Here is a 13,282-nt window from a genome sequence, read left to right on the forward strand (position 1 = left end):
CCGACGGCAACAGCACAGCCTCCGCCCCCGCGGTCCGCCCCGCGCCCCGCGGGTCCGCGCCGCGCTCCCCGGCCCCGCGCCGCGCTCCCCGGTCCCGCGCCGCGCCCCGCGGGTCCGCGCCGCGCTCCCCGGCCCCGCGCCGCGCTCCCCGGCCCCGCGCCGCGCCCCGCGGGTCCGCGCCGCGCCCGGCGGGCCCCGCGCCGGCGCCGCGTCCGGCCTGTCCGCGCCGCGTCCGCCTGTCCGCGCCGCGCCCCGCGGGTCTGCGCCGCGCCCGGTGGGCCCGCGCCGCGCCCCGCGGGTCTGCGCCGCGCCCGGTGGGGGCCGTGCCGCGCCCCGCGGGCCCGCGCCGCGTGGGCCGCGTGCCGCGTGCGTCCGGCCGACCGGCGCTGCGCGAACGCGGGCGAGCTACCCGCGCAGGCGGAGGCCTCGTGGCGTCGGGCGGAAGCCGGCCGCTTCGAGGGCGTCGGCGAGCGGGCTTCCGCCCACGTGGGCGCCGTCGGCGCGCTCCACGGCGAGCCCGCCGAGGCGCCCCGCGTGCACCGCCTCCGCCAGCGCACCGGCAGCCAGCGTCAGTGCCGCCGGATCGTCGCGATAGGAGAGCAGCGTCTTGCCGCCCCGCTCCACATAGAGCGTCAGTGCCCCGTCGACCAGCACCACGACGGCACCGGCCTTCCGCCCGGGTTGGTGCCCCCGCGTCCGCCCCTTCGCCGGCGCGGTGTCCGCCGGCGCGGGCTCGCCGCCGGGCCCGCCGACTGCGCCAGCACTACCAAGACCGCCAGGCCCGCCGGGCCCGCCGAGGCCGCCAGAGCCGCCGGGCCCGCCGAGGCCGCCAGAGCCGCCGGGCCCACTGAGACCGCCGGGCCCGGCGAGGCCGCCGGGCCCGCCGGCCAAACCGGTGTCGCCGTTCCCCTCCCGGCCCGGCCACGGCAGCGCCGCGCCGTACGGGTTGGCCGGGTCGGTGGCCGCCAGCACGACGGCCTGCGGCTGCCGCTCGTCGGCCTCCAGCTCGGCCGCGACCGCGCGCAGCCGCTCGACTGCTCCCGGCTCGGCGAACTGCGCCCCACCGAGCCCTTCGACGAAATACCCGCGCCGCACTCGCCCGGTGTCCTCCGCGGCGCCGAGCACCCGGTACAACGCCCCGAACCCACCGGCCAACCGCTCGGGACCGACCGTGCCCCGCACGACGACCCCGTAGCGGTCGAGCATGACCTCGGCGGCGGCATGGGTCCGGCGGGTCGTGTCCAGTTCGCGGTCGGGCACGAGTGACCACCGCCCGGCCATCGTCGGCGGACCGCTCCGGCTCGGCAGCGCGGGCCGTGGAACACCCCGGCCGTCCGCCGCGCCGACCCCGCTGAGCCCACCCAGTCCCGGCCGGCCGACCCGGCGGAACCGCCCGGCCGGCGCCGCCCGGCGTACCGGATGGCGCGTCCGCCCGCCGCTCTGCAGCGCCCGCAGCGGAGCGAGCGTGTCGTTCGTGACCACGCCTGCCCACACCAGGTCCCACACCGCGGCGGCCAGCTCGGCGTCGTCGGTGGTGCCCAGCTCGGCGCCGATCGCGTCGGCGAGCGCACGGAAGAACAGCGCCCGCCCGTCGGCCAGCGCGGTGAGCACCGCATCGTGCAGCGGAGTCGAGCTCCACTCCGCGGGCGGCGGCAGCAGCAGCGGAGCGGCGTCCGCGTAGGCGAGCGTCACCCACCCGTCGTCGCCGGGTAGCGACCCGGCACCGCTCCAGACCACCTCGCCCGCCGTGCACAGCTCGTCGAGCAGCGCAGGGGAGTAGTCCGGCACCCGGGAGGCCAGCACCAGCTGCTCCAGCGCCGACGCCGGCACCGCGAGCCCCTGCACCTGCTCGATCGCGCGCAGCAGGGCGTCGGCGGCGCCGGTGCGAGGCCCGGCCGACCGGGAGCCGTGACGACCGCCGCTCTGCTGCGCCGCGGTCACCTGCTGCCAGCGCGCCAGGAACGTCGCGTACGCGGCCGGGCCGACCGGCTCGACCTCCTTCCGAAGCGCGGCCAGCGACCGGCGACGCAGCGTCCGCAGCACCTCGGCGTCACACCACTCGGTGCCGGCGCCGTCGGGGCGGAACTCGCCGGACGTGACGCGCCGGGTGGCGGCCAACCGCTGCAGTGCGCCGTGCACCACCGCGACGCCGAGCCCGAACCGTTCGGCGCACTCGGCCGCGCGGAACGGCCCGTGCGTGCGGGCGTACCGGCTCACCAGGTCTCCGAGCGGATCGCGCACCGGCTCGGTGAACGCCTCCGGGACGCCGACCGGCAGCGCCACGCCGAGCGCGTCCCGCACCCGTCCGGCGTCCTCGATCGCCAGCCAGCGCTCGGTGCCCGCGATCCGCACTCGGATCGCCCGCCGCGCCGCCTCCAGCTCGGCGAGCCACTCGGGCGTCGCTCCGCGTTCGACGGCCTCGGCCGTGCTCAACCCGCCGAGCACGCGCAGCAGGTCGGCCGTCGAGTCGAGGTCGTGGGCCCGGCGCTCCTCGGTGAGCCGCTGCAGCTGCCGCTCGGTCTCGGCGATTACGGCCGGGTCGAGCAGCTCGCGCAGCTCCGCTCGGCCGAGCAGTTCGGACAGCAGCGACGAGTCCAGCGCGAGCGCCTGCGCACGCCGCTCGGCCAGCGGAGCGTCGCCCTCGTAGAGGAACGCGCCGACGTAGCCGAACAACAGCGAGCGGGCGAACGGCGACGGGGCGGGTGTCTCCACCTCGACCAGCCGCAGCGTCCGGGACTGCAGCTCGCGGGTGAGCCCGACCAGCCCCGGCACGTCGAAGACGTCCTGCAGGCACTCGCGCATCGTCTCCAGGACGATCGGGAACGAGCCGAACTCCGAGGCCACCCCGAGCAGCTGCGCGGCGCGCTGGCGCTGCTGCCAGAGCGGCGTGCGCCGCCCCGGGTTCCGGCGGGGGAGCAGCAGCGCCCGCGCCGCGCACTCCCGGAAGCGGGACGCGAACAGCGCGGAGCCGCCCACCTCGTCGGTGACCAGCGGCTCGATCTCCTCGGGCTCGAACAGCGCCAGGTCTGCGGTGGGCGTGGCCAGCTCCCCGGTGACGTCCGGCAACCGCAGCACGATCCCGTCGTCGGAGTGCAGCGCCTGGACGTCCAGGCCGGTGCGTTCCCGCAGCCGGGCCGCGATCGCCAGCGCCCACGGCCCGTTGACCGGCGTTCCGAACAGGGAGTGCACGACGACCCGCCAGTCGCCGAGCTCGTCGCGGAAGCGCTCGACGACGATCGTGCGGTCGTTCGGGAGCCTGCCGGTGGCCTGGCGCTGCTCCTCCAGGTAGGCGAGCAGGTTGGTGGTGGCCCACTGGTCGAGCCCTGCGGTGGCGGCCCTGGCCTGTGCGGCGTCGGCGTCGAGCGCGGACAGCTCGCGGAGGAAACCGCCGATCGCGCGCCCCAGCTCGACCGGGCGGCCTGCGGTATCGCCCTTCCAGAACGGCATCCGCGCCGGTTGGCCGGGGGCGGGCGTCACCAGCACGCGGTCGTGGGTGATCTCCTCGATCCGCCAGGACGTCGAGCCGAGCAGGAAGACGTCGCCGACCCGCGACTCGTAGACCATTTCCTCGTCCAGCTCGCCGACCCGCCGACCGGGTTCGCCGGGCCCACCGACCAGGAACACCCCGAACAGGCCGCGGTCAGGGATCGTGCCACCGCTGGTGACGACCAGCCGGTGCGCGCCGGGCCGGGCCGTGAGGACGCCGGTCACCCGGTCCCACACCAGCCGCGGACGCAGCTCGGCGAAGTCGTCGGACGGGTAGCGGCCGGCCAGCATGTCGAGCACCGACTCCAGCGCGGAGTCGGGCAGCTCGGCGTACGGAGCCGCCCGCCGCAGCACCGACGCCAGGTCGTCGACCGTCCACGGTTCCATCGACACCATCGCCACGATCTGCTGCGCGAGGACGTCGAGCGGGTTGCGTGGATACCGCATCGCCTCGATCTGCCCGGCCGCCATCCGCTCGGCGACCACCGCGCAGGAGATCAGGTCACCCCGGTGCTTGGGGAACACGACCCCGCGGGACGCGGCGCCGACCTGGTGACCGGCCCGCCCGATGCGCTGCAGCCCGGACGCGACCGACGGCGGCGCCTCGACCTGGACGACCAGGTCGACCGCGCCCATGTCGATGCCCAGTTCCAGACTGGACGTCGCGACGACCGCAGGCAGCCGACCGGCTTTGAGGTCCTCCTCGATGCCCCGGCGTTCTTCCCGGGAGACCGAGCCGTGGTGCGCGCGGGCCACGACCGGGGCCGCTCCCGCCGCCGCGCCGGCCTGCGCCATGATCTCGGCGGGCATCCGCTGCGACTGCGCGCCGGGCTCGGCTTCTTCCACCCGCTCCTCGGCCAGCTCGTTGAGGTGCGCGCAGAGCCGCTCGGCCAGCCGCCGCGAGTTCGCGAACACGATCGTCGAGCGGTGGGCGCCGACCAGGTCGAGCACACGCTCCTCGACCGCGGGCCAGATCGAGTTGCGACGGGGGGCGCCCAGCGCGTTGCCCTCGACCTCGCCGGACGGCTCACCGAGCTGGGACATGTCCTCGACCGGCACTTCGACGGTCAGCTCGACCTGTTTGGACGCCGGCGGCTGGACGATGGTCACCGGCCGGGCGCCGCCCAGGAACCGGGCGACCTCGTCGACGGGGCGCACGGTCGCCGACAGCCCGACACGCTGCGCGGGCTGCTCCAGCAGTTCGTCCAGCCGCTCCAGGCAGAGCGCCAGGTGGGCGCCGCGCTTGGTGCCGCACACCGCGTGCACCTCGTCGACGATGACCGTGTCCACCCCGCGGAGCGCGTCCCTGGCTTGCGAGGTGAGCAGCAGGAACAGCGACTCGGGCGTGGTGATCAGGATGTCGGACGGCGCGCGGGTGAACGCGCGGCGGTCGACCGCGGGGGTGTCGCCGGTGCGCATGGCGACGGTGATCGCGGGCTCCGGGTGCCCGAGCCGCTGGGCGGCTTGCCGGATGCCTGCCAGCGGGGCACGCAAGTTGCGCTCGACGTCCGCTGCAAGGGCTTTTAGCGGGCTGACGTACAGCACCCGGCAACGGCGGGAGGCGTCCTCGGCGGGTTTCCGGCTCAGCCGGTCGAGCGCGGACAGGAACGCGGCGAGGGTCTTGCCGGAGCCGGTCGGTGCGACGACCAGCACGTCGTCGCCCTTGCCGATCGCCGACCAGGCGCCCAGCTGGGCCGGGGTCGCGTCTGCGAACGCGGCTCGGAACCAGGCGCGCGTGGGTTCGCCGAACGCCTCGACCGGATCCGGCCCCGGGAACGCCCAGCGGGAGTCGTCGCTACCTCGAGCTGCCACGCAACCATCGTGCCTCGCACCACCGACAAAAATCGGCAGGGTCCGAACCGGTCAAGATCCACCCAAGGGTGGACGCACACGAGTTCAACCCACCGTTACGGTTCTAACACGCTGAGCGTTCGAACGGCGGGGGGTCGGTCGGACGGCAGCGTGTAAACCGGGCGAAAGGGCGGTGAGTGGTGTTATCCACCGCGACGGGATCGAGCGTGCGAATGCCGTGGCACGAGCGATCTGCTGGGCGCGCGTACTGAGTCGGACCCACCTCCGGCACAGCGACGCCAGCCCCGGTAACCCGGCGAGGAAACCCCGGCAGGGGAACCTGCCGGTTGATGGTCCGGTTCGCCGGGCCGATCACGGCACGAGGAAACCACCGCGGGGACGCGGTGATCGGTCGGCAAACTGCTGACGGTGCGACGCCGCCCGTTTACGGGCCGCGCGGTGAGATCGGTGAGCTGGTCGGATGGGGGTCCGGCTAGTACGACGGCGCCGGTCGGACCTCAAAGCACCGCACCGGTAGTTTCCGTCCTCCCGCGGAGAGGGGACGCACAGGAGGACCGGACGCCGGGCTCTGCCGCCTCCGGGCGCCAGGGGTCAGTGGGAAGCACGGCCGTCCAGCGGCTGGGCGGCGGAATCGAGGGGGTTCCGTCGTCCAGCCGCGCCATTAGACGTTTCAGGAGCGGCCACCGGCCGGTGTGTGGGGCGCACGACCGATGGAGGTGCGCTCCTCCGGGCGGCGGTATCGGGGGACTCCCGTCCTCGGTACCGCCGCCTGCTCGTGTTCAGGGGTTGGTCAGGCGCGCCCGAAGCCGGTCCCGGTGGGTCGGCCACTCGGTCGACGTCATGCCGTACAGCACGGTGTCCCGCCACGACCCGTCCTGACGCTGCTTGTGCCGGCGGAGCACCCCTTCCCGCACCGCCCCGAGCCGTTCGATCGCGGCCTGTGAGCGCAGGTTCAGGATGTCGGTGTGCCAGGTGACCCGCTCCGCTCCCAGCGTCTCGAACGCGTGGCCGAGCAGCAGCAGCTTCGCTTCGGTGTTCACCCCGGAGCGCCACCAGTCCCGGCCCAGGAACGTGTAGCCGATCGCGAGCGACGGCCGGGAGGGCTCGATCTCGTAGTACGACGTGCTCCCGATCGCCCGTCCGGTCACGGCGTCGACCTGTGCGAACGGCACCCGCTCGCCGCGTTCGGCGTCGGCCAGCGCGACCTCGACGAACCGCGTCATCTCCTCGATCGTCGACGGAACCGGATGCGGGATGTGCTCGTGCACCTCCGGGTCGCTCGCGGTGGCGAGCAGGTCCTCGACGTGCTGCAGTCCGAGCGGCTCCAACCGGACGAACTGTCCTTCCAGTACCGGTGCGCGATGCCAGGTGTCGCGCGGAACCGATCCGCGCCGATAGGCGGACAAATAGTGCGGCGTCGGGGTCGGTCCGAGGTCGGCGGACGCCACCGGCGGCCCGGCCACCGTCCGCATCGGCAGGAAACCGGCCCAGTAGGCGAGCCCGTAGTCCTCCGGCTCCTCCTCCACGACCGCGCCGGGCACCAGCCGGTCGCCGATCTTCGCCGACGCCTCCGACAGCGGGATCGCCAGCACCGCGGTCGCCGCCAGTTCCTTGTTACTGGGCGGCCGGCAGTCCGCCGCGCGGCCCGGAGCGGCCTGCTCGAGCAGCGCGTCGAGCGCGCGGAGCTTCTCGTCCCGGTCGCGGACCGGCCGGGCGAGCCCGTGCACGATCACCGAGCGGTAGTCCACCGAGTGGTTGAAGCCCGAGCGCGCGAACACCAACCCGTCGATCAGCGTCACCGTGACGCACACCGGGACGCCGTCGTCAGCCTCGCGGAGCGGCCGGCTGCCGGTAGAACCGTGCAGGTAGAGCGTGTCGTCGACGCGCGCGTGCAGCGTCGGAATGACCCGCGGGGCGCCGTCGATCACGATCCCGAGGTGCGCGACCAGCGCCTCGTCGAGGATCGCGTGGATCGTCTCCCGGTCGTAGCGGGCGCGGTCGGCATACCGGGTCGGCACGGTGCGTGCGCTCGGCGCTCCCATTCTTGCTCCTCGATCTTTGTGCTGGTACAAACTTGAGTTTGTGCCGACACAATATCGGATCACCGGCCGGGGAGCGGACGAGATTTCCGAGGCCGTCGAACGCGGCATCCGCGACGGCGGCATCCTTCCCGGCGCCGCGCTACCCCCCGTGCGCCGGCTGGCCACCGATCTCGGGGTGGCCGCCACCACGGTGGCCGCCGCCTACGCTGACCTGCGGCGACGCGGTCTGATCGAGACGGCGGGGCGACGCGGTACCCGGGTCCGTCCGCGTCCCGCGACCGCGCCGCGCTCGGTGCACCTGCGGGTTCCGCCGGGCGCGCGTGACCTCTCCCACGGTGAGCCGGACCCGGAACTGCTCCCGCCGTTGGCACCGGTGCTGTCCCGCATCGATACCGGTCCGTTCGGTTATGCGGACGATCCGGTGCTGCCTGCCGTCCGTGAGGTGGCGGCCCGGCGCTTCGCCGCCGACGGCGTCCCGTCCGACGCGCTGACGCTCTGCCACGGCGCGTTGGACGCGATCGAACGGTGCCTGGTCATCCGGGTGCGTCCGGGTGACCGGGTGGCGGTGGAGGATCCGGCCTGGGGCAACGTGCTCGACCTGCTGGCCGCGCTCGGTGCGGAGCCGGTCGGCATGGCGGTCGACGAGCAGGGTCCGCTGCCGGACGCCGTTGCCGCCGCGCTCCGCCGGGGGGTCAGCGCGATGGTGGTGACCAGCCGGGCGCACAATCCCACCGGCGCGGCGATCAGCCCGGCCCGAGCCGAGGAGCTACGGAGCCTGCTGGCCGGCCACGACCTGCTGCTGATCGAGGACGACCACGCCGCCGAGCTGGCCGGTGTCCCGCTGGCACCGCTGGCAGGCGCAACACCGTACTGGGCCGCGGTCCGCTCGGTGAGCAAGCCCTACGGGCCCGACCTGCGCTGCGCGCTGCTCGCCGGTGACCCGGTGACGGTGGCGCGCGTCGACGGCCGCCGTCGGCTCGGGCCGGGCTGGGTCAGCCGGCTGACCCAGCAGATCGTGGCCCAGCTCTGGCAAGACCCCGCTGTGGACGCTGTGATCGCGCGCGCCGCAGCCACGTATGACGCCCGTCGAGGCGCGCTGCTGGCCGCACTGCGGTCGGCCGGAGTGGCCGCCACCGGCCGGACCGGGCTGAACGTGTGGGTCCCGGTCGCCGACGAGACCGCGGCGGTGGCCACGCTCCGAGACGCGGGGATCGTGGTCGCGCCCGGTGCGCGGTACCGGGTGCACACCGGTCCGGGAGTGCGGGTCACCGCGAGCACGCTCCCGGTAGCGGACGCCGCGGGGGTGGCCGAGGTGGTAGCGGCGGCCTCCGCCACCCGCCTGTCCGCCCGGGCGTGATCGCGCTTCGGGGCTCGCGCCGTGCCGCGGGGCGGCGGCGCCCGCCCGTGCCGCGGGGCGGCGGCGCCCGCCCGTGCCGCGGGGCGGCGGCGCCCGCCCGTGCCGCGGGGCGGCGGCGCCCGCCCGTGCCGCGGGGCGCGTGTCGGCTCGCGGTCCGATTCTCGCGAGCACCGCGCCCGATTTGAGGCAGAGCGTAGTTGCGGGGTGCGGCCGGGTCGAACGATGCGGCATTGGCTCGTGATGGTGGCTGTTGCAATTTGCGCATGCGTGCGTAGCGACGTGGTCGACGGCTGCCGGGCACTTGTCGAACGGGTGCCGTGGTTTGGGCTGTGGGGGGCGTGGTTGCAGCCGGGTTCGGGCGGATCGATGTGGTGTGGAGCTCGTGGCAGCAAGGTGTAGCCGGCCGTGGGGAGCGGGAGCTGGTTGGTGTGGGTGGGCTGCGCGGGAATGGTTGCGGCGTTCTCCGCCTGCCTCGCCTCACGGTTGTGGCGTTTTCCGTGCCAGGGCACGGAAAACGCCGCAACGACACTCCGCGCTACACGGAAACAGCCGCATCCATTCGGTGGGGAGCGGCGCCCACCCCCGGGAGAGTTCGTGGTGCGGGGCGCGAACTCAGGCCGGGTGACGCTGAGCGCGGACCGGGCCGGCCATCTCGCAACAGCCACGATGGCGAGCCCCAGGTCGCATCGTTCCGGCGCCCACACCACACGGAGTTGCAACCTGATCCGGGCGGGGGCGGGCCCGCGTTCTGTGGGTTGCTGTCCGACGGCGCGTGAAGACCCCAAACCCCGCAACCTGTGTAGCCAGCGCGCGCCTGGTCCTCGCCGCGGCCGTGATTGTTGGTCCGCTCCGGAGTGAAACGCGGATCAGTCCTGCCAGGGCTGGACCGATCCGCATCCGTCGCTTGGGCGCGCTGCCCGGAACGCGGACAATCCGCCATTTCACGTCACCCTGTGTGTGCTGTGGGACTCCGGGTGGCTGTGGAGGCACGATCGAGGCGCTGCGGGTGCAGGTAGCCTGGCCGCCGTGCGGCTCACCGAATTCTGGCAGCGGATGGACACGACCTTCGGCGCCACCTACTCCCGGTCCATCGCGACCGACCAGGTCCTCGCAACGCTCGGCGGCCGGACCGTCGACCAGGCGTTGTCCCAGGGTGAGGACGCCAAGGCGGTATGGCGCGCGGTCTGCACCGCGTTCGAGCTGCCGTCGTCCCAGCGCTGACCGCCCGTCGGGGATAGCGCTCGACACGCCTGAGAGCGATGTTGCACGATCGAACATAAGTTCGGTTAGCATGGCGGCACGCGCGTCGTAGCTGTGCACTGAAGCCCCAGGGGGCGACAGAGTGTCCACAGATCCGATCCGGATCGCAAAACTGTCGTACCCAGCCTCTAGCGTCAGCCGCGATGAAAACTTCCCGACGACTTCCCAAGGCGGCAGCCATGCCAGCAGCACCTGACCGCGACAAGGCGCTCGAGGTAGCGCTAGCCCAGATCGACAAGCAGTTCGGCAAGGGCTCCGTCATGCGCCTCGGCGAGGACAACCGCCCGCCGATCGCGTCGATCCCCACCGGCTCGATCGCCCTCGACGTAGCGCTCGGCATCGGTGGTATCCCGCGTGGTCGTGTGGTCGAGATCTACGGCCCCGAGTCCTCCGGTAAGACCACGGTCGCCCTGCACGCCGTCGCGAACGCGCAGGCAGCCGGCGGTATCGCCGCGTTCATCGACGCCGAGCACGCGCTCGACCCGGTGTACGCCAAGGCGCTCGGCGTCGACACCGACGCGCTGTTGGTCTCCCAGCCCGACACCGGTGAGCAGGCGCTCGAGATCGCCGACATGCTGGTCCGCTCCGGCGCGCTCGACATCCTGGTGATCGACTCGGTGGCGGCCCTCGTGCCCCGCGCCGAGATCGAGGGCGAGATGGGCGACAGCCACGTCGGCCTCCAGGCCCGGCTGATGAGCCAGGCGCTCCGGAAGATGACCGGTGCCCTCAGCAACTCCGGCACCACCGCGATCTTCATCAACCAGCTGCGCGAGAAGATCGGCGTCATGTTCGGCTCCCCGGAGACGACGACCGGTGGTAAGGCGCTGAAGTTCTACGCCTCGGTCCGGCTCGACGTCCGGCGCATCGAGACGCTGAAGGACGGGTCCGACGCGGTCGGTAACCGCACCCGGGTCAAGGTCGTCAAGAACAAGGTGTCGCCCCCGTTCAAGCAGGCCGAGTTCGACATCGTCTACGGGCAGGGCATCAGCCGCGAGGGCTCGCTGATCGACGTCGGCGTCGAGCAGGCCCTGATCCGCAAGTCCGGTGCCTGGTACACGTACGAGGGCGACCAACTGGGCCAGGGCAAGGAGAACGTGCGCAAGTTCCTGGTCGACAACCCCGATCTCGCCGACGAGATCGAGAAGAAGATCAAGGAGAAGCTCGGCATCGGCGCGTTGCCCGCCGTCGACGTGAACGGGGTCGTGCCGGCTCCGGTCGACTTCTGAGCACCGACCGGGCCGCCCGCCCGGCACCCTCTCCGGACGACGCTCCCCGGGCCGGCGCCGACCACGGTCGGAACGTCCCGGGGCCAGCGGAGCCACCCGGCGGCCCCACCCAACCCTCGGCCGCCCAATCGACGGTGGCCCGATCGACGGCCGCCGGTTCGACCGCGGACCGGGTGGCGGTCGCTCGTGCCGCGCTGGCCGAGGCCGAGCGTCTCGCCCGATCTCGCTCGGCCTCCGACGCGGAGCCGCCGCGGGCCGAGGCCGGCCGTCGAAGCGCGACGCGCCCCGGCAACCGCGAGCGGTCGGGTGACGGCGGCCGCGAAGGGTCGGGCGACGGCTACCGCGAGCGGTCGGGTGACGGCGGCCGCGAAGGGTCGGGCGACGGCTACCGCGAGCGGACGGGCGACGGTAACCGCAAGCGGTCGGGCGATCGTGCTCGGGAGGCCACGACGCGCCGGGCGGGGCGCCGGGGGCGGAAGTCTTTTGGGGGCGCCAACGACACTGCATCGTGGACGGACGGTGACGACAACGCTGCCGCGCCCGGCGAGCCGGACGGGCCGGGGAACGGGCCTGGAGCTGACCCGGAACAGGTCGCTCGTTCGATCTGCCTGCGGTTGCTGACCAGCCAGCCTCGCACTCGAGCGGAGCTCGCCGCCGCCCTGGCCAAGCGGAACGTGCCGATCGAGGCAGCGGAGGCCGTGCTTGACCGGTTCGGCGAGGTCGGCCTCATCAACGACGCCGCGTTCGCACGCGCGTGGGTGGAGACCCGGCAGCGCGGGCGGGGCCTGGGGCGGAGCGCGCTCGCCGGTGAGCTGCGCCGGAAGGGCGTCGACCGGGACGTCGTCCAGGAGGCGCTGGAGCAGATCGACGCGGACGACGACATCGAGGCAGCGCGGCGTCTCGTCGAGAAGAAGCTGCCCGGCACCCGGGGACTGGCGCCGGACAAGCGGGCGCGGCGTCTGGTCGGGATGCTTGCCCGGCGAGGACATTCGTCCGGGCTCGCCTACCGCGTCGTCCGGGAGGCGCTGGCAGCGGAGGGCACCGACCCCGACCTCGCGGGCGTACCCGACCCCACGCTCACCGACGACTGACGTGTTCTTCGGCGGGTCGGTGGCGATTTGTCGTCACTCTGTGTGGCACTGCCTTGACCTGGGGTCGAGGGTGAGCCAGATGTGGAAGCGATGGCTGTTCCTTGACCGGTCGGTAACCTGCACATAGCCTCACGGGTACTGAGATCGAGCCTGTGTACGTGACATCTACCGATACGCACCTGCGATACCCATAACTTCACGAAGAGTGCTTTCGCGCCGACATGAGACCTTCTGGCTGAGTGTCGGTTCCTTTGGCGACGGCGCTCTCCGTTCAGTCGGGATATGCCGATGCGTGTCCCGTCCCGTCGCCGGGCTCTTGTCGCGTGCCCCGGCGCGAGGACTGCCCGGCTTCCGGACGGGACTCTCCTCCGCGGCCGCGAGCCGGGACGAGGAGGGGCCATGGGCATGTCGGGCGCCGCGCTGGTCGGTTTCGCCGTGGTCGTTCTGCTGGTGGCGCTCGTAGTCGCCGTCGTGACGGCGTTCGTCGTGCTCCGCCTGCTCGATTCGCGCCTTCCGGCGACAGCTGCCGCGACATCCGCCGGCCCCGGCGGGCCAGATGGGCCAGGTGGGCCCGCGGGCCCTGGCACGGCCGCGCCCAGCAGCGGCGAATCGGCGGTGGCCGCGACCCGCGCCGACCCGGCAGCGCGCGCCGAGGCTGGCACAGACACGTCCGAAGAGCGCACGCCGGCCACAACGACCGCCCACACCGCCCTCGCCGAGGACGGCGCCCACGGCGCCCACGGCGCCCACGGCGCCCACGCAACCCACGACACCCCGGCCTCGGGCGGCGGCTCGGCCGCCGACGGCACCCCGGCCGCTGAACCCGGCCCGGCCCCGAGCGGGGCCCCGGCCCCGAGCGGTGCCCCGGCTCCGAGCGGTGCCCCGGCTCCGAGCGGCGGCCCGGCTCCGAGCGGCGGCCCGGCTTCGAGCGGTGGCCCGGCTTCGAGCGGTGGCCCGGCTTCGAGCGGTGGCCCGGCTTCGAGCGGTGCCCCGGCTCCGAGCGGTGCC

6 protein-coding genes are annotated in these 13,282 nt (G+C 73.9%); 4 read left to right on the forward strand and 2 right to left on the reverse strand.

Going from position 1 to position 13,282, the window contains the following annotated elements:
• Positions 1 to 405: 405 nt before the first annotated feature.
• Entirely contained in the window at positions 406 to 5,298 is a 4,893-nt protein-coding gene (locus BUB75_RS02965) for an ATP-dependent helicase (RefSeq protein ID WP_073251131.1), read from the reverse strand.
• 779 nt (positions 5,299 to 6,077) lie between these two features.
• Positions 6,078 to 7,340, reverse strand: coding sequence for a bifunctional pyridoxamine 5'-phosphate oxidase family protein/GNAT family N-acetyltransferase (locus BUB75_RS02970; RefSeq protein ID WP_073251133.1), 1,263 nt, complete (start codon positions 7,338 to 7,340; stop codon positions 6,078 to 6,080).
• Positions 7,341 to 7,380: 40 nt separating this feature from the next.
• Here BUB75_RS02970 and BUB75_RS02975 point away from each other — a divergent pair, with 40 nt between their 5' ends.
• The 4 genes from BUB75_RS02975 (at position 7,381) to BUB75_RS02990 (ending at position 12,274) form a co-directional block, all read left to right on the forward strand.
• Positions 7,381 to 8,697, forward strand: coding sequence for an aminotransferase class I/II-fold pyridoxal phosphate-dependent enzyme (locus BUB75_RS02975; RefSeq protein WP_073251135.1), 1,317 nt, complete (start codon positions 7,381 to 7,383; stop codon positions 8,695 to 8,697).
• Between the two features lie 1,026 nt (positions 8,698 to 9,723).
• Positions 9,724 to 9,918, forward strand: coding sequence for a DUF3046 domain-containing protein (locus BUB75_RS02980; RefSeq protein WP_073251137.1), 195 nt, complete (start codon positions 9,724 to 9,726; stop codon positions 9,916 to 9,918).
• Positions 9,919 to 10,136: 218 nt separating this feature from the next.
• Entirely contained in the window at positions 10,137 to 11,183 is a 1,047-nt protein-coding gene (gene recA, locus BUB75_RS02985; protein ID WP_073251139.1) for a recombinase RecA, read from the forward strand.
• Positions 11,184 to 11,317: 134 nt separating this feature from the next.
• Positions 11,318 to 12,274 carry a regulatory protein RecX gene (locus tag BUB75_RS02990; RefSeq protein ID WP_218617257.1) on the forward strand — a complete coding sequence of 319 codons (957 nt, stop codon included), beginning with the start codon at positions 11,318 to 11,320 and terminating at the stop codon, positions 12,272 to 12,274.
• The last annotated feature ends 1,008 nt before the right edge of the window (positions 12,275 to 13,282 follow it).

Source organism: Cryptosporangium aurantiacum, assembly GCF_900143005.1.
Classification (GTDB): Bacteria; Actinomycetota; Actinomycetes; order Mycobacteriales; family Cryptosporangiaceae; genus Cryptosporangium; species Cryptosporangium aurantiacum.